This window comes from Streptomyces sp. A1277, assembly GCF_004795015.1.
GTDB lineage: Bacteria > Actinomycetota > Actinomycetes > Streptomycetales > Streptomycetaceae > Streptomyces.
In genome coordinates, this window is record NZ_SSBI01000046.1 from 23,253 (window position 1) to 40,463 (window position 17,211).

15 protein-coding genes and 1 pseudogene are annotated in these 17,211 nt (G+C 71.5%); 9 read left to right on the forward strand and 7 right to left on the reverse strand.

Features of this window, described 5'->3' with window-relative positions; genetic code table 11:
• The first annotated feature begins 80 nt into the window (after nt 1–80).
• From E6R18_RS26495 to E6R18_RS26505, 3 genes are all read left to right on the forward strand, one after another.
• A complete protein-coding gene (locus tag E6R18_RS26495; protein WP_136319420.1) occupies nt 81–479 on the forward strand; it encodes a VOC family protein in 399 nt (132 codons plus the stop codon).
• 403 nt (nt 480–882) lie between these two features.
• Nucleotides 883–3,201, forward strand: a complete 2,319-nt coding sequence (locus tag E6R18_RS26500) for an ATP-dependent RecD-like DNA helicase (protein ID WP_136319421.1) — start codon at nt 883–885, stop codon at nt 3,199–3,201.
• A 129-nt stretch (nt 3,202–3,330) separates the two neighbouring features.
• Nucleotides 3,331–4,629, forward strand: a complete 1,299-nt coding sequence (locus tag E6R18_RS26505; protein ID WP_018552758.1) for a citrate synthase — start codon at nt 3,331–3,333, stop codon at nt 4,627–4,629.
• Between the two features lie 520 nt (nt 4,630–5,149).
• Here E6R18_RS26505 and E6R18_RS26510 read toward each other — a convergent pair.
• The 4 genes and pseudogenes from E6R18_RS26510 to E6R18_RS26525 all read right to left on the reverse strand — a co-directional run bounded on the left by E6R18_RS26510 (nt 5,150) and on the right by E6R18_RS26525 (nt 8,427).
• Nucleotides 5,150–7,552 carry a heavy metal translocating P-type ATPase gene (locus E6R18_RS26510; protein WP_136319422.1) on the reverse strand — a complete coding sequence of 801 codons (2,403 nt, stop codon included), beginning with the start codon at nt 7,550–7,552 and terminating at the stop codon, nt 5,150–5,152.
• 108 nt (nt 7,553–7,660) lie between these two features.
• A complete protein-coding gene (locus E6R18_RS26515; protein WP_168712444.1) occupies nt 7,661–7,969 on the reverse strand; it encodes a heavy-metal-associated domain-containing protein in 309 nt (102 codons plus the stop codon).
• 78 nt (nt 7,970–8,047) lie between these two features.
• Nucleotides 8,048–8,200: pseudogene (locus E6R18_RS26520) on the reverse strand (TetR/AcrR family transcriptional regulator); the annotation flags it as partial.
• 80 nt (nt 8,201–8,280) lie between these two features.
• A complete protein-coding gene (locus E6R18_RS26525; protein WP_346765006.1) occupies nt 8,281–8,427 on the reverse strand; it encodes a zinc ribbon domain-containing protein in 147 nt (48 codons plus the stop codon).
• Between the two features lies 1 nt (nt 8,428).
• On the opposite strand from E6R18_RS26525, the gene E6R18_RS34180 reads away from it, so the two are divergent.
• Nucleotides 8,429–8,569 (forward strand): hypothetical protein, encoded by a 141-nt coding sequence (locus E6R18_RS34180; RefSeq protein WP_168712442.1) that lies wholly within the window; start codon nt 8,429–8,431, stop codon nt 8,567–8,569.
• Nucleotides 8,570–8,643: 74 nt separating this feature from the next.
• Here the strand turns inward: E6R18_RS34180 and E6R18_RS26530 are convergent, their stop codons facing one another.
• Complete coding sequence (locus tag E6R18_RS26530) at nt 8,644–8,841, reverse strand: MarR family transcriptional regulator (RefSeq protein WP_136319424.1); 198 nt, start codon at nt 8,839–8,841, stop codon at nt 8,644–8,646.
• Between the two features lie 200 nt (nt 8,842–9,041).
• The gene (locus E6R18_RS26535) at nt 9,042–9,971 is read right to left on the reverse strand and encodes a sugar phosphate isomerase/epimerase (protein WP_136319425.1); all 930 of its coding nucleotides are present in this window, start codon (nt 9,969–9,971) and stop codon (nt 9,042–9,044) included.
• Between the two features lie 163 nt (nt 9,972–10,134).
• Here E6R18_RS26535 and iolC point away from each other — a divergent pair, with 163 nt between their 5' ends.
• Genes iolC through E6R18_RS26560 form a run of 5 tightly spaced genes read left to right on the forward strand, consistent with a single transcriptional unit; the run spans nt 10,135 to nt 16,644 of the window.
• On the forward strand, nt 10,135–11,424 hold the full coding sequence (gene iolC, locus E6R18_RS26540) for a 5-dehydro-2-deoxygluconokinase (RefSeq protein ID WP_136319426.1): 1,290 nt from the start codon (nt 10,135–10,137) through the stop codon (nt 11,422–11,424).
• Entirely contained in the window at nt 11,421–12,338 is a 918-nt protein-coding gene (locus tag E6R18_RS26545) for a deoxyribose-phosphate aldolase (protein ID WP_136319427.1), read from the forward strand. The genes iolC and E6R18_RS26545 overlap by 4 nt, the downstream gene beginning before the upstream one ends.
• Nucleotides 12,335–13,222, forward strand: coding sequence for a 5-deoxy-glucuronate isomerase (iolB, locus tag E6R18_RS26550; protein ID WP_136319428.1), 888 nt, complete (start codon nt 12,335–12,337; stop codon nt 13,220–13,222). Before E6R18_RS26545 ends, iolB begins: the two co-directional genes overlap by 4 nt.
• Nucleotides 13,219–15,132 carry a 3D-(3,5/4)-trihydroxycyclohexane-1,2-dione acylhydrolase (decyclizing) gene (gene iolD, locus E6R18_RS26555; RefSeq protein WP_136319429.1) on the forward strand — a complete coding sequence of 638 codons (1,914 nt, stop codon included), beginning with the start codon at nt 13,219–13,221 and terminating at the stop codon, nt 15,130–15,132. The genes iolB and iolD overlap by 4 nt, the downstream gene beginning before the upstream one ends.
• A 12-nt stretch (nt 15,133–15,144) precedes the next feature.
• Nucleotides 15,145–16,644 carry a CoA-acylating methylmalonate-semialdehyde dehydrogenase gene (locus tag E6R18_RS26560; protein ID WP_136319430.1) on the forward strand — a complete coding sequence of 500 codons (1,500 nt, stop codon included), beginning with the start codon at nt 15,145–15,147 and terminating at the stop codon, nt 16,642–16,644.
• 30 nt (nt 16,645–16,674) lie between these two features.
• Here the strand turns inward: E6R18_RS26560 and E6R18_RS26565 are convergent, their stop codons facing one another.
• Nucleotides 16,675–17,145 carry a GNAT family N-acetyltransferase gene (locus E6R18_RS26565; RefSeq protein ID WP_136319431.1) on the reverse strand — a complete coding sequence of 157 codons (471 nt, stop codon included), beginning with the start codon at nt 17,143–17,145 and terminating at the stop codon, nt 16,675–16,677.
• Nucleotides 17,146–17,211: the final 66 nt, after the last annotated feature.

Below are 17,211 nucleotides of genomic sequence, written 5' to 3' on the forward strand. Positions count from 1 at the left end.
CGCGGGTGGGGCCGAGGATCCGACCCCGTCCGGCCAACCACTCAAAGGATCAGCACCGGACAAGGCTTAGGCTCGCGTTCATGCTGAGACTAGGAATTCCCGTCATCGGTGTCACGGACGTTCCCCGCGCAGAGGCTTTCTGGACCGCCGCCCTGAACTTGGTCGCCACCGATGAGTGGAGGTCCGAAACGTGGCGGACGCTCACCCACCCCGACGGCTCCGGCCGAGCCCTTGGCCTGTTGCGCAGCGCTTCCCCGGCCGAGCCGCGCCCCCGTCTCCACCTGGACCTCTTCACGGACACGGCCGAGGAACAACAGGCGGAAGTCCGGCGGCTGGTCGGTCTCGGCGCGCGAACCGTCGACTGGGACCACTACCCGCCCGAACCCGACTTCGTCGTTCTCGCCGATCCGGACGACAACATCTTCTGTGTCGTGGACCTGAGCCATGCACCCAGCGGCGGTGACCGGCCGACGCCCTGACGGTCCTGGCGACGGCCGGACCGGCGAGAGTCCTGCTGTCCCGGACGGGGGTCCCGGCGCCAGCGCACAGCGGCGCCCTCGGCCGGCGCTGCGGAGGCCGACTCCTCGTACTCCGCCCGCGCGTCCTGCGACTCCGGTAGATGCTCTGCCGCCCACACTGGAAACCGCTCCGGGAGTCGCGGTCCACGACGACGAGATCGAGTCCCCGAAGCGCCATCGCTCGCTCACAGCGGTGGCCGGCTGACCGCACTGCGCCCCGTCGCCCGGGCCGCCCGCCCCGGAGGTGCGGGGCCGGTCCTCGGGTGGATCCATGCCCGAAGCGTAAACCGGGAGCCGCCCCGCCCCGGCAGGCCGCTCACGGCCCCCAGGGCCCGGTGTCAGCCCCGCCCGGTACCGTCGGGCCATGTCCACCGCGTCCCACACACCGAACCTGGCGGTCCTCGAAGGGGTCCTGGAGAGGATCACGTACGCGAACGAGGAGAACGGGTACACCGTCGCCCGCGTCGACACCGGGCGCGGGGCGGGCGATCTGCTCACCGTGGTGGGCGCGCTGCTGGGGGCGCAGCCGGGGGAGTCGCTGCGGATGGAGGGGCGTTGGGGCTCCCACTCGCAGTACGGCAAGCAGTTCACCGTCGAGAACTACACGACGATCCTCCCCGCCACCATCCAGGGCATCCGCCGCTATCTCGGCTCCGGGCTGATCAAGGGCATCGGTCCGGTCATGGCCGACCGGATCACCACCCACTTCGGCGTCGACACCCTCGACATCATCGAGCGGGAGCCGAAGCGCCTGGTGGAGGTTCCCGGGCTCGGGCCGAAGCGGACGAAGATGATCGCCGCGGCCTGGGAGGAGCAGAAGGCGATCAAGGAGGTCATGGTCTTCCTCCAGGGCGTCGGCGTCTCCACGTCCATCGCCGTCCGCATCTACAAGAAGTACGAGGACGCCTCGATCTCCGTCGTGAAGAACCAGCCCTACCGGCTGGCCGCCGACGTCTGGGGCATCGGCTTCCTCACCGCCGACAAGATCGCCCAGGCGGTCGGCATCCCGCACGACAGCCCGGAGCGGGTCAAGGCCGGGCTCCAGTACGCGCTGTCCCAGTCCACCGACCAGGGGAACTGCTTCCTGCCCGAGGAGCGGCTGATCGCGGACGGGGTGAAGCTCCTCCAAGTGGACACCGGGCTCGTCATCGAGTGCCTGGCCGAGCTGGCCGAGGAGCCGGAGGGCGTCGTACGGGAGAAGGTGCCGTCGCCCGAGGGCGGGGAGCCGGTCACGGCCGTCTATCTGGTGCCCTTCCACCGGGCCGAGATCTCGCTCGCCGCGCAGGTGCGGCGGCTGCTGCGGACGCCCGATGAGCGGATGCCGGCCTTCGCGGACGTGGACTGGGACAAGGCCCTGAAGTGGCTCGCGGGGCGGACCGGCGCCAAGCTGGCGCCCGAGCAGGAGGCGGCCGTACGGCTCGCGCTCACCCGGAAGGTCGCCGTCCTGACCGGCGGCCCGGGCTGCGGCAAGTCGTTCACGGTCCGCTCCATCGTGGAGCTGGCCCGCGCGAAGAAGGCGAAAGTGGTCCTGGCCGCGCCCACCGGCCGGGCGGCGAAGCGGCTCTCGGAGCTGACCGGGGCCGAGGCGTCCACCGTGCACCGGCTCCTTGAGCTGAAGCCCGGCGGTGACGCGGCGTACGACCGGGACCGTCCGCTGGACGCCGACCTGGTCGTCGTGGACGAGGCGTCGATGCTGGATCTGCTGCTCGCCAACAAGCTCGTCAAGGCGGTGGCACCGGGTGCCCATCTGCTGCTCGTCGGCGATGTGGACCAGCTGCCCTCGGTGGGGGCGGGGGAGGTGCTGCGGGACCTGCTCGCGGACGGCGGCCCGGTCCCGGCGGTCCGGCTGACCACCATTTTCCGCCAGGCCCAGCAGTCGGGCGTCGTCACCAACGCGCACCGGATCAACTCGGGCGTTCCGCCCCTCACCCAGGGGCTCAGTGACTTCTTCCTCTTCGTCGAGGACGAGACGGAGGACGCCGGGGTGCTTGCGGTGGACGTCGCGTCCCGTCGTATTCCGGCCAAGTTCGGACTGAACCCGCGCCGAGACGTGCAGGTGCTGGCCCCCATGCACCGGGGTCCGGCCGGGGCCGGTCATCTCAACGGGCTCCTCCAGCAGGCGATCACCCCGGGGCGGCCCGGGGTGCCCGAGAAGCGGTTCGGCGGCCGGGTGTTCCGCGTCGGCGACAAGGTGACCCAGATCCGCAACAACTACGACAAGGGCGAGAACGGCGTCTTCAACGGCACGGTCGGCGTCGTCACCGCCCTTGACCTGGACGAACAGCGGCTGACGGTCCTCACCGACGAGGACGAGGAGATCGGTTACGACTTCGACGAGCTGGACGAGCTGTCCCACGCCTACGCCATGACGATCCACCGTTCCCAGGGCAGCGAGTACCCCGCCGTGGTCATCCCGGTGACGAAGAGCGCCTGGATGATGCTCCAGCGGAACCTGCTGTACACCGCCGTGACCCGGGCCAAGAAGCTCGTCGTGCTGGTCGGCTCCCGGCAGGCGATCGGCCAGGCGGTCCGCACGGTTTCCGCAGGCAGACGGTGTACGGCGCTGGATTACCGGCTGCGCGGAGGGCCCGAAGGAGGATCCGCGGAAAAAATGATCGATCAAATCGGTGGGAAACATCACGGAGGTCTTCCGGAACCGCAGTCAAGGGGGCAGGATGGCTAAGTTCGCGGCACTCAGTGCCGCGAGTAGGTCCAATGGACGACCCCGAGTGCACTCTCCTGAGCCAAATGGGGGAGGGTGGAGACAGTCAGGGAACCTCGAAGAAGAGGCACTACGTCGGTGAGGGATGACGTGAGCGAGCACACCAACAACGCTGTGGTACTGCGGTACGGCGATGGCGAGTACACCTACCCGGTGATCGACAGCACCGTCGGCGACAAGGGCTTCGACATCGGGAAGCTCCGGGCGAACACCGGCCTGGTGACGCTGGACAGCGGATACGGCAACACCGCTGCCTATAAATCGGCCATCACCTACCTCGACGGCGAGCAGGGCATCCTGCGGTACCGCGGCTACCCGATCGAGCAGCTCGCCGAGCGCTCGACGTTCCTCGAGGTCGCGTACACGCTGATCAACGGTGAGCTTCCCAAGGTCGACGAGCTGTCGGCCTTCAAGAACGAGATCACCCAGCACACCCTGCTGCACGAGGACGTCAAGCGGTTCTTCGACGGCTTCCCGCGCGACGCCCACCCGATGGCCATGCTGTCCTCGGTCGTCAGCGCGCTGTCCACGTTCTACCAGGACAGCCACAACCCGTTCGACGAGGAGCAGCGCCACCTCTCGACCATCCGGCTGCTCGCCAAGCTCCCGACCATCGCCGCGTACGCGTACAAGAAGTCGATCGGTCACCCGTTCGTCTACCCGCGCAACGACCTCGGCTACGTCGAGAACTTCCTGCGGATGACCTTCTCGGTCCCGGCCCAGGAGTACGAGCTGGACCCGGTCGTCGTCTCGGCGCTCGACAAGCTGCTCATCCTGCACGCGGACCACGAGCAGAACTGTTCGACCTCCACCGTGCGTCTGGTCGGCTCCTCGCAGGCCAACATGTTCGCCTCGATCTCCGCCGGCATCTCGGCGCTGTGGGGCCCCCTGCACGGCGGCGCCAACCAGTCCGTGCTGGAGATGCTGGAAGGCATCCAGGCCAACGGCGGCGACGTCGACTCCTTCATCCGCAAGGTGAAGAACAAGGAGGACGGCGTCCGCCTGATGGGCTTCGGCCACCGGGTGTACAAGTCCTTCGACCCGCGCGCCAAGATCATCAAGGCCGCCGCCCACGACGTGCTGTCCGCGCTCGGCAAGTCCGACGAGCTGCTCGACATCGCGCTCAAGCTGGAGGAGCACGCGCTCTCCGACGAGTACTTCGTCTCGCGCAACCTCTACCCGAACGTGGACTTCTACACGGGCCTGATCTACCGCGCCATGGGCTTCCCGACCGAGATGTTCACCGTGCTCTTCGCGCTCGGCCGCCTCCCGGGCTGGATCGCCCAGTGGCACGAGATGATCAAGGAGCCGGGTTCCCGCATCGGCCGCCCGCGCCAGATCTACACCGGCGAGGTCCTGCGCGACTTCGTCCCGGTCGAGGGCCGCTGAGCGTTCCCTCCCGCATCACCCCGGCCCTGACTGACGCCGGATTCCCTTCGCCCCCGACTGCCGCGCCCTCGCCCCGAGCGAGCGCGGAGTCCGGGGCGATGTGCGTTTCCGGGGGGCTTTGACGCCCGTCGTTCACGGGAGCGCTCCCGTGAAATGCGAGAAGCGCCCCGCCATCGATCCCCCCACGGGCCGACAGCGAGGCGCTTCCCATATCCCGGAGCGGATTCCCCCCACGGGATCCGGCCGGGCGTTCTGTGGGAGCCGAAGCTCCTGGGTCTTCCTCGGTCCTGCTTGTCCTGCGTTCCTGCCACCTGCTCCTGTGGTCTGCCGGGGTACGTACCGACGGGAGGGCCGCTCAAAGCTCCCCGGTGTACGTGCCCCGGCCCACGCTAGCCCGGAGCATCCCCCAAGACGCTCCGCCGGACGTCCCCCAAGACATCCTTGGCATCGCACTCTAAGACTCGCGAACCCATCGAATGGTTACCCTGAAACCGATGTGATCTGGATCTCATTGTGGAAATTACGTGAAGGACCGCAGGCGCAGGCTGTTCGTCACGACGAAGACCGATGAGAAGGCCATCGCCGCTCCAGCAATCATAGGGTTGAGCAGGCCAAATGCCGCAAGGGGTAGAGCGGCGATGTTGTAGCCGAATGCCCAGAAAAGGTTTCCCTTGATCGTGGTGAGGGTGCGCCGGGAGAGGCGGATGGCGTCAGCGGTCACCTTGAGATCTCCACGAACCAGCGTCAGATCGCTCGCCTCGATCGCCGCGTCCGTGCCGGTGCCCATCGCCAGGCCGAGGTCGGCGGTGGCCAGCGCAGCGGCGTCGTTGACCCCGTCGCCGACCATCGCCACCACCCGCCCCTGGGCCTGCAAACCCTCGATGACCTGCGCCTTCTCCTCCGGCAGCACCTCCGCGCGGACTTCCTCGATACCGACCTCGCGGGCCACGGATTCGGCCACCGCCCGGTTGTCGCCGGTCAGCAGGATCGGCGTCAGGCCGAGTGCTCGGAGCGCGGAGACGGCCTCCGCGCTGGACTCCTTGACCGCGTCGGCGACTTCGAGGACGCCGCGCGCCTCGCCGTCCCAGGCGACCGCGATGGCCGTACGCCCCTGAGTGGCGGCCTCGGTCAGTGCGGCGCCCAGCGTGTCGGGGAGGCCGATTCCGGCCTCCGCGAGCAGCCGGGGGCGCCCGACGAGGACGGTGCGGCCTTCGACGGTGCCCCGGACGCCGAGGCCGGGGATGTTGGTGAACTCCTCGGGGGTGGGGAGGGGTGTGCCGGTGCGGTCGGTGGCGCCGGTGGCGACGGCTTGGGCGATGGGGTGTTCGGAGGCGTGTTCCAGGGCGCCGGCGAGGCGCAGGACGTCGGTCTCGGTGGTGTCGGGTGCGGTGTGGACGGTCTGGAGGGTCATGCGGCCGGTGGTGACCGTGCCCGTCTTGTCGAGGACGATCGTGTCGACCTGGCGGGTGGATTCCAGGACTTCGGGGCCCTTGATGAGGATGCCGAGCTGTGCGCCGCGTCCGGTGCCGACCATGAGGGCGGTCGGTGTGGCGAGGCCCAGGGCGCACGGGCAGGCGATGATCAGGACGGCCACCGCCGCCGTGAACGCGGCCGTCACGTCGTCCGCGGTGAGCAGCCAGACGATCAGCGTGCCGAGGGCGATGAGCAGGACGACCGGGACGAACACCGCCGAGATGCGGTCGGCCAGCCGCTGCACCTCGGCCTTGCCGTTCTGCGCGTCCTCGACCAGCTTCGCCATCCGGGCCAGCTGCGTGTCGCCGCCTACCCGGGTCGCCTCGACGACGAGCCGGCCGGAGACGTTCACGGTGGCGCCGGTGACCTGGTCGCCGACGCCCACGTCGACCGGGACGGACTCGCCGGTGAGCATGGACGCGTCCACCGCCGATGCGCCCTCCACGACGGTCCCGTCCGTCGCGATCTTCTCGCCGGGGCGGACGACGAAGCGGCCGCCCACGGTGAGCCGGCCGACGGGAACGCGCACCTCGGCGCCGCCTCGTAGGACGGCCACATCCTTGGCGCCCAGGTGCATCAGGGCGCGCAGGGCCGAACCCGCCCTCCGCTTGGACTTCGCTTCCAGGTAGCGGCCCAGCAGGATGAAGGTGACGACGCCCGCCGCGACCTCCAGGTAGATGGTGGCCGGGGCATCGGTGCGGGAGGCCGTCAGGTCGAAGCCGTGCCGCATGCCGGGCATCCCGGCGTCACCGAGGAACAGCGCCCACAGGGACCAGCCGAAGGCGGCGAGGGTTCCGACGGAGACCAGGGTGTCCATGGTGGCCGCGCCGTGCCGCAGGTTGGTCCAGGTGGCCCGGTGGAAGGGCAGCCCGCCCCAGACGACGACGGGCGCGGCGAGGGTGAGCGAGAGCCACTGCCAGTTGTCGAACTGGAGGGCCGGGATCATCGCGAGGGCGACGACGGGGGCGGCGAGGACGGCCGAGACGATGAGCCGCTGCCGAAGGGAGTCGACCTCGGGCTCGGCGTCGGCTTCGGGCTCGGCGTCGGGCTCGGGCGCGGCTTCGGGCTCGGACTCGGCTTCGGGCTCGGCGCCGGGCGCGGACTCGGCTTCGGGCTGCGGCGTCCCCTCCGGTTCCGGTTCCGGTTCTGTGGTGTGCTGCTGGCGGGCGGCCTCGGGGGCCGCGGCGGCCTTCGGGGCGGGCCGGGGCACTGGCTTCGCGGTGTAGCCGGTCTTCTCGACCGTGGCGATGAGGTCCTGGACGGAGACGCCGGCGCCGTCGTAGCGGACGCGGGCCTTCTCGGTGGCGTAGTTGACGGTGGCGGTGACGCCGTCCATCCGGTTGAGCTTCTTCTCGACGCGGGCCGCGCAGGAGGCGCAGGTCATGCCGCCGATCACGAATTCGGCTTCCGAACCCGCCGCAGCGGGTTCGGCGTCTGTTGCGCTGTGCATGTCCGAACTCCTGGAACGCCGACCGGGCCGTACCCCACCAGTATCTGCTGGTCGGCCCGGCCCGGCGGAAAAGGGGGTGGTGCGGGTGAGGGGTGGTTCCCGAGGCGGTCAGGCGCGCCCGGCGAGCTCGTAACCGGCCTCGTCGACGGCGGCGCGTACGGCCTCGTCGTCCAGGGCGGCCAGGGAGACCACCGTCACCTGTCCGGTGGACGCCACGGCCTTCACCGAGGTGACACCCTCGATGGCGGAGATCTCCTCGGAGACAGCGCCCTCGCAGTGCCCGCAGGTCATGCCGGTCACCTGGTAGACGGTGGTCACGCCGGCCCGGCCGTCGTCCGCGCCCGCGCTGTCGTGGCAGGAACCGCTGGGCGAGCAGCAGGAGCCGGTCGCCTGGGGGAGCTGGGTCTCGGCGGTCATCGTGTTCTCCTCTTCGACGGGCACACAGGGATGGAGGGGCGCACGCAGGTGCGCCTCCACGTTCCCCACTTTATACCCCTAGGGGGTATGGTGCGAGTCAGCCCGTGCGGCTGTGTCGTCGCGGATCATCGGTTCGAGGTACCGGTGCAGGATCGTCTTCAGCTCCCGGGTGTACGCCTCCCGCTCGTCCCCCTCGTGCGCCATGATGACGTCGAGCCCGGCCTTGAAGAGGGTCAACTACCCGGCCCTGAAGGGCCAGGTTTGGAGGTAGAGCCCGGCTGGCTGCCGGGTGGGCTCCTCCGTCCAGCACCCTAAGCGGGCCCAGGGGCGCGTGACTCCGCCCCGCTTCGCCACAACTCCAGCGCTCGCGCGCGGACGTTGCGGGAGCCATTGCGGTCGGCGTGATCAACGAATCCGCACGACCGGCATGCGAACCGTCCCTGAGAGACACGGTTCAGCTTGTCTGTGTGCCCGCACTCCGCACCGCTGCGGAGGCTCCACCAGCGGTTCGGGCTGAGCGAGGCCGAGTCGGTGCGGCCGGAGGCCGAGGCCGTACCGGAGCCGGCCGCCGAGCCGGAAAGGATCGCCGGCGGGGCGTAGGGCGGGGACGGGGCAGGATGGGGGCCGGGTGGGGGCCGGACGGTGGACGGCGTACGGCCCCCGGACGGTCCTCGTCAGTCGCGCCGGCCCCGGTTGCCGGGGCGGGCGGCGACCCAGGCGCGGACCGTGTCCGCGTACCAGTAGGGCTTCCCGCTCTCCACCTGATCCGGCGCCGGCAGGAGGCCGTGCTTGCGATAGGAGCGGACCGTGTCCGGCTGAACCCGGATGTGCGCGGCGATGTCCTTGTAGGACCAGAGCCTTCTGTCCGTCATGGTGCCACCTCTCTGCACCGCGGCGGCGGCCTGGGAGCCGTCGGGGGGAACTGCGCCGCGGTCACTGACGAGCACTCAGCCTGTGCAGGGCGAACGAGGACCGGCGGCCCCGAGTCGGCAGCGGCGCGCACCCGGCCGACATCGCTGCCCGGGGCCGCCCAGTGTGTCACGGGGCCCGGTGTGTCAGGGGGCTCGGTGTGTCAGGGGGCTCGGTGCGGGGTGCCGCAGGAGCGGAGGAATTTCCGGGTGCGGCGGGCGATCGGGAAGGGGCGGTCGGGCGGGCACGGGTACATGTCCTGCTCGACGATCGCGAACAGGTCGACGCCGAGGCGGCGGGCGGCGGCGAGGACGGGCTCCAGGGCCGGGACCCCGCCCGGCGGTTCACACATGACGCCGCGCGCCACGGCCGGCCCGAACGGCACCTCGTCCGCCACCACCTCGGCCAGGATCTCCGGGTCGACCTGCTTGAGGTGGAGGTAGCCGACGCGCTCGCCGTAGGTCTCGATCAGCTCGACGCTGTCGCCGCCGCAGTAGGCGTAGTGGCCGGTGTCGAGACAGAGCGAGACGAGGTCCGGATCGGTGGCGTCGAGGAAGCGGCTGACGTTCTCCTCGGTGTCGATGTGGGTGTCGGCATGGGGGTGGACGACGATGCGCAGCTCGTAGCGGTCCCGGACCTCGCGGCCCAGGCGCTCGGTCTGGGCGGTGAGATGGCGCCACTGCTCGGCGGTGAGGGCGCGGTCCTCCAGCACCTCGCCCGTCCTGTCGTCGCGCCAGAAGGACGGGATGACCACGAGATGGGAGGCGCCCATCGCCCGGGTGAGCGCCGCGATGTCGGCGACATGCGCCCAGGTCCGGTCCCAGACGTCCGGGCCGTGGTGCAATCCGGTGAAAACGGTGCCCGCCGAGACGGAGAGCCCGCGGCTGCGGGTCTCGTCCGCGAGGCGGGCCGGATCGGTCGGGAGGTAGCCGTAGGGGCCCAGCTCGATCCACTCGTAGCCCGCGGTGGAGACCTCGTCGAGGAAGCGCTGCCAGGGCACTTGCCGCGGATCGTCGGGGAACCATACTCCCCAGGAGTCGGGCGCTGAGCCGATACGGATGCCGGCCGGGGCGAACGCGGAGGAGGAGGCCATGCGCCAAGCCTCACCACGCCGGAAGACGCATGTCAAGGATAGGTCCGTATGTCCGTACAAATGATTGACAGCGGTCGGGGGAACGGTTAGACCGGAGACCGGTCGCCGCCGCGGCGGCCGCCCCACCGGTAGCCCGAAGGGCGCCCAGCCGAAGGGACGCTGAATGCCTGAGCCGTACGATGTGATCACCATGGGGCGGATCGGGGTGGACCTCTACCCGCTCCGGACCGGTGTGCCGCTGGCCCGGGTCGACACCTTCGGGAAGTTCCTCGGTGGCTCTCCCGCCAACGTCGCCGTCGCCGCGGCCCGCCTCGGCCGGCGCACCGCCGTGGTGACCCGGACCGGGCGGGACCCCTTCGGCACCTACCTGCACGACCAGTTGCGGGAGTTCGGGGTGGACGACCGGTGGGTGACCCCCGTCGCCGCCTACCCGACCCCGGTCACCTTCTGCGAGGTCTTCCCGCCCGACGACTTCCCGCTCTACTTCTACCGGCAGCCCAAGGCCCCGGACCTGGAGATCCACGCGGCGGAGCTGGACCTGGAGGCGATCAGGGCCGCCCGGGTGTTCTGGATGACCGGCACCGGACTGTGCGCCGAGCCGAGCCGTACCGCCACGCTCGCCGCGCTGCGCGCCCGCGACCGGTCCGGCATCACCGTCTTCGACCTCGACTGGCGCCCGATGTTCTGGGAGCAGCCCGACGAGGGGGCCGGGGTGGCGAGCGGGACCACGGCCGCGCCGGCGAGCGGGGCCACGGCCGGAGCGGCGAGCGGGATCACGGCCGGAGCGGCGAGCGGGATCACGGCCGGAGCGGCGAACGGGGCTACGGCCGGGGCGGCGAACGGGATCACGGCCGCGACGGCGAGCGGGATCACGGCCGGAGCGGCGAACGGGACCACGGCCGCGCCGGCGAACGGGATCACGGCCGGAGTGGCGAACGGGATCACGGCCGGAGCGGCGAACACGGCCACGGCCGCGACGGCGAACGGGACCACGACGGCGAGCGCGGCCACCCCATCCGACCGCTACCGCGAGGCCCTCGCGCACGCCACCGTCGCCGTGGGCAACCTGGACGAGTGCGAGATCGCGACCGGCGAGCGCGAACCGTACGCGGCGGCCCGCGCCCTCATCGACGCCGGCGTCGAGCTGGCCGTAGTGAAGCAGGGCCCCGCAGGCGTCCTCGCCGTCCACCGGGACGGCACCGTCGCCGATGTGCCACCGCTGCCCGTCGAGGTGGTCAACGGCCTCGGCGCGGGCGACGCGTTCGGCGGCGCGCTCTGCCACGGGCTGCTCGCCGGCTGGGAGACCGCCCGCACCATGCGCTACGCCAACGCGGCCGGTGCCATCGTCGCCTCCCGGCTCGCCTGCTCCTCCGCGATGCCCTTCCCGCACGAGGTCGAAGCCGCCCTCGCCGAGGGCGCCGTCACCTCCCACGCCCCCGGAGCGGCCCGGTGAGCCCGGCCGCCTCCCGGGTCTCCGACCTGGTCCACCTGCGGATGCACCATCCGGAGGCCGTCGCCGAGGCCGCCGCCCGGCGCGCGAGGCGCCCGCTGGTCACCGGGCGCGGCCGGCTGATGATCGTCGCCGCCGACCACCCCGCCCGCGGCTCGCTCGCGGTCGGCGGCCGCGAACTGGCCATGGCCAACCGCTTCGAGCTGCTGGAACGGCTCTGCCTCGCCCTCTCCCGGCCCGGCGTCGACGGCGTCCTCGCCACGGCCGACATCCTGGACGACCTGCTGCTCCTGGGTGCCCTGGAACACAAGGTCGTCATCGGTTCGATGAACCGCGGCGGACTGGTCGGCGCCTCCTTCGAACTGGACGACCGCTTCACCGGATACCGCCCCGAGGACCTGGCCCGCCTCGGCTTCGACGCCGGAAAGCTCCTGCTGCGCATCGACCACCAGGACCCCGGCTCACTCGACACGATGCACGCCGCCGCCCGCGCCATCGACGCCATGGCCGCCCACCGGCTGCCCGTCTTCGTCGAGCCCTTCCTCTGCCGCCGCACCGCCGGCCGGCTCCGCAACGACCTGGGCGCCGCCGCCGTCAGCACCGCCATCGCCATCGCCTCCGGGCTCGCCGGCACCTCCGCGTACACCTGGCTCAAGGTCCCCGTCACCGAGAGACCCGGCGACATGGAGCGGGTCATGGAGAGTTCGACGCTGCCCGCCGTGCTGCTCGGCGGCGAGGTCGGTGACGACCAGGACGCGGCGTACGAGAAGTGGCGGGCCGCGCTGCGGCTGCCGACCGTCCGGGGCCTCGTGGTGGGGCGCTCGCTGCTCTACCCGGCCGACGGGGACGTGGCCGCCGCCGTCGACACGGCCGTATCACTGTTCGCACCGGGCGGCACAACCGGGGAAAGGACATGAGTATGCGAGGAGAACCGACGTACCACCCGCACCTGCCCGCGGGCCGCACCGCCCACGGTCCCTATGCCCTCGACATCGGCCCGGAGCAGGCCGGCTGGGAGCGGTCGAGCCTGCGAGTGGTGGAGCTGGAACCGGGAGGAGTCCACACACTTGTCGCCGGGGAGAGCGAGTGGATCGTACTGCCGTTGACCGGCAGCTGTACGGTGCACATCTCAGATGAGATCTTTGAACTGCTGGGCCGTAGGAGCGTGTTCAGCGGCGTATCCGACTTCGCCTATGTACCGCGCGACGCCCACGCACAGATCGCCTCCGGCGCAGGCGGCCGCTTCGCCCTGGCAGGAGCGAAGTGCGAGCGACGACTCCCCGCTCGCTACGGCCCCGCGCCGGAGGTACGCGTGGAACTGCGTGGCTCCGGCACCTGCTCCCGCCAGGTCAACAACTTCGCCGCCGCCGACGCCTTCGACTGCGACCGGCTGATCGCCGTCGAAGTCCTCACCCCGGGCGGCAACTGGTCCTCCTACCCGCCGCACAAACACGACGAGCACCACCCCGGCGAGGAATCCGTCCTGGAGGAGATCTACTACTTCGAGGTCGCCGAAGGCGGCCTCGGCTACCACCGCGTCTCCCCGTCCCGGCCCGGCGGCACCGACGTCCTGGCCGAGGTCCGCAGCGGCGACGCGGTCCTCATCCCCGACGGCTGGCACGGCCCCACCATCGCCGCGCCCGGCCGCACCCTCTACTACCTCAACGTCATGGCGGGCCCGGGCGAGCAGCGGGAGTGGCTGATCCGCGACCACCCCGACCACCGCTGGATCCGCGACACCTGGCCGTCCCAGCCGGTCGACCCCCGGCTGCCGCTCTACGGACCGGAGGACCGGGGATGACCGGGACGACCGGGACGACCGGGACGGCCGGGACGAGCACCCGCCGGCTCACCACCGCCCAGGCGCTCGTCGCCTTCCTCGCCCGCCAGTACACCGAGCGCGACGGCCGGCGCCACCGGCTGATCGCCGCCACCTGGGGCATCTTCGGCCACGGCAACGTCGCGGGCATCGGCCAGGCGCTCCTGGAGACCGGCCCCGCCATGCCCTACCTCCAGGGCCGCAACGAACAGGCCATGGTGCACGCGGCGGTCGGCTACGCCCGCCAGTCGGGCCGGCTTTCCGCGCAGGCCGTCACCACCTCCATCGGCCCCGGCGCCACCAACCTCGTCACCGGCGCCGCCCTCGCCACCGTCAACCACCTCCCGGTCCTGCTGCTGCCCGGCGACACCTTCGCGACCCGCCCCGCCGACCCGGTGCTCCAGCAGCTGGAGGTGCCGTTCGCGGGCGACGTCTCCGTCAACGACTGCCTGCGCCCCGTCTCCCGCTACTTCGACCGGATCGCCCGGCCCGAGGCCCTGATCCCGGCCGCGCTGCACGCCATGCGGGTCCTCGCCGACCCGGCGGAGACCGGCGCGGTCACCCTCGCCCTGCCGCAGGACGTGCAGGCCGAGGCGTACGACTGGCCGGCGGAGTTCTTCGCCGAGCGCGTCTGGCGCGTACGCCGCCCCGCCCCCGACCCGTACGAACTGGACCAAGCGGTACGGGCGGTGCGCGCCGCCCGCAGGCCGCTGATCGTCGCGGGCGGCGGGGTCCACCACAGCGCGGCCGAGGACGCCCTCGCCGCGTTCGCCGACGCCACCCGCATCCCCGTCGCCTCCACCCAGGCCGGCAAGGGCTCCCTGCGCCACGACGACCCCGCCGACGTCGGCGGCATCGGCCACACCGGCACCGCCACCGCCGACGACCTCGCCCGTGCCGCCGACCTCGTCATCGGGATCGGCACCCGCTACACCGACTTCACCACCGCGTCCGCGACCCTCTTCGAGAACCCGGACGTCCGCTTCCTCAACGTCAACATCACCGGTTTCGACGCCCACAAGCTCGCCGCCCTCCCGCTCGTCGCCGACGCCCGCACCGCCCTGGAAGCCCTCACCGCCGCCCTGGCCGGCCACTACCGCACCGACCTGGCGTACGAGGCCGAGTACACCGAGGCCAAGGTCCGCTGGGAGCGGCGGGTCGACGTCGCGTACGCCACCCCCGACCCGCACGCCCGCCCGACCCAGGCCCAGGTCCTCGGCCTTCTCGACGCACTCGTCACCGACGACGACATCCTCATCAACGCGGCCGGTTCCCTCCCCGGCGACCTGCACAGACTCTGGCGGGCCCGCTCCCCGCGCCAGTACCACGTGGAGTACGGGTACTCCTGCATGGGCTACGAGATCCCGGCCGCGATCGGCGTCCAGCTCGCCGCCCCCGGCCGCCCCGTGTGGGCGCTCGTCGGTGACGGCACCTACCTCATGAACCCGACCGAGATCGTCACCGCCGTCCAGGAGAACCTGCCCGTCAAGCTCGTCATCCTGCAGAACCACGGCTACGCCTCGATCGGCGGCCTCTCCGAAGCCACCGGCGGCGAACGCTTCGGTACGGCCTACCGCCACCGCGCCGCCGACACCCGCTTCACCGGGCCCCCGCTCCCCGTCGACCTCGCCGCCAACGCCGCCTCGCTCGGGATGCGGGTCCTGCGCGCCCGGACGGTCGGCGAACTGCGTGAGGCCCTTGCCGAGGCCCGTGCGGCGGACCGGCCCGTCTGCGTGCACGTGGAGACCGAAACACCCGGTGCGGGGCAGGGGCCCCCGGACGCACAGGCGTGGTGGGATGTCCCCGTGGCCGAGACGGCCACCCGCCCCGCGGCGGTCGCAGCACGGAAAGAGTACGAACGCCACAGCGCCGACCGACGCCGTCACCTCTGAAGGAGCCGCAGCATGAAGACCGTGAACCACTGGATCGGTGGCAAGACCGTCGAGGGCGCGTCGGGAACGTACGGCCCGGTCACCGACCCGGCCACCGGCGCCGTCACCACCCGGGTCGCGTTCGCCTCCCCGGACGAGGTCGACACGGCGGTGGCCGCCGCGAAGGACGCGTACGCGACGTGGCGCACCTCCTCGCTGTCCGCCCGTACGGCGGTCCTCTTCCGCTACCACGCGCTGCTGGACGCCCACCGGGACGAGATCGCCGCGCTCATCACCGCCGAGCACGGCAAGGTGCGCTCCGACGCGCTCGGCGAGGTCGCGCGCGGCCTGGAGATCGTGGAACTGGCCTGCGGCATCACCACCCAGCTCAAGGGGGAGCTGTCCACCCAGGTCTCGAACCGGGTCGACGTCTCCTCGATCCGTCAGCCGATCGGCGTCGTCGCGGGCATCACCCCGTTCAACTTCCCGACCATGGTGCCGATGTGGATGTTCCCGCTGGCCATCGCCTGCGGCAACACGTTCGTGCTCAAGCCCAGCGAGAAGGACCCCTCCGCGGCCAACCTGCTGGCCGAGCTGGCCGCCGAGGCCGGTCTGCCGGACGGCGTGCTGAACGTCCTGCACGGCGACAAGACCGCCGTCGACGGCCTCCTGAACCATCCGGACGTCGCCGCCGTCTCCTTCGTCGGCTCGACCCCCATCGCCCGCCACATCCACGCCACCGCCTCGGCCAACGGCAAGCGCGTTCAGGCGCTCGGCGGCGCGAAGAACCACATGCTGGTCCTGCCCGACGCGGACCTCGACGCCGCCGCCGACGCCGCGGTCTCCGCCGCGTACGGCTCCGCCGGTGAGCGCTGCATGGCGATCTCCGCCGTCGTCGCCGTGGGCGCGATCGGGGACGAGCTCGTCGCCCGGATCAAGGAGCGGGCCGCGAAGATCAGGATCGGCCCCGGCACCGACCCGGCCTCCGAGATGGGCCCGCTGATCACCGCCGCCCACCGCGACAAGGTCGCCTCCTACGTCACCGGCGCGGCCGCCCAGGGCGCCCAAGTCGTCCTGGACGGCACCGGACACACCGTCGAGGGCTTCGAGGACGGCCACTGGATCGGCCTCTCCCTCCTCGACCACGTCTCCACCGAGTCCGACGCGTACAAGGACGAGATCTTCGGCCCGGTGCTGTGCGTGCTGCGCGTCGGTACGTACGAGGAGGGCGTCGCCCTCATGAACGCCTCGCCGTTCGGCAACGGCACCGCGATCTTCACCCGTGACGGCGGCGCCGCCCGCCGCTTCCAGCTGGAGATCGAGGCCGGCATGGTCGGCGTCAACGTGCCGATCCCGGTGCCGGTGGGCTACCACTCCTTCGGCGGCTGGAAGGACTCCCTCTTCGGCGACCACCACATCTACGGCAACGACGGCGTGCACTTCTACACGCGCGGCAAGGTCACCACGACCCGCTGGCCCGACCCCGCCGACGCCCCGGCGGGCGTGGACCTGGGCTTCCCCAGGAACCACTGACCCCGTACGGGCCCCGGCTCCGGCCCGCGCTCAGCCGAGCTCCAGCACCCCGACCGTCTGGTCCCCGCTCGTCTCGCCCGTGGGCCGGAAGCCGAGCCCCAGGTAGAAGCCCTCCGGGCCGCCGGCGCCCGGGTGCCAGGTGACGTACATCCGGCTGCCGCCGCGCCGGCGGATCTCGGCGGCCACGGACTCCACCGCGAACCGGCCGTAGCCGCGCCCCTGTTCGTCCGCCGCTATGTTCAGGCGCCACAGCCCCGAGCGGATGTCGCGCCCCGTGCCGTCGCCCGCGAAATCGATGTCCAGGAAGGCCATGAGGAAGCCGACGAGCCGGTCACCGTCGAGGACGAGCCGGGGCCAGGCGGCCTCCCGGTGCACGTACGCCTCGGCGAGGGACGTCGCGACCGGCTCCACCAGGTGCTCCTGGTCGGGGCGGATCTTCAGGCCGATCGCGGCGTCGACGTTGTCGGCGGTGACCTCGGCCAGCCGTAGCGAAGTAGTCATGCGAGAACGGTAAACGGCGTGGTCAAACGCCTTTCGCCCACATGACCGCAGGGCCGCTCCCCCCGG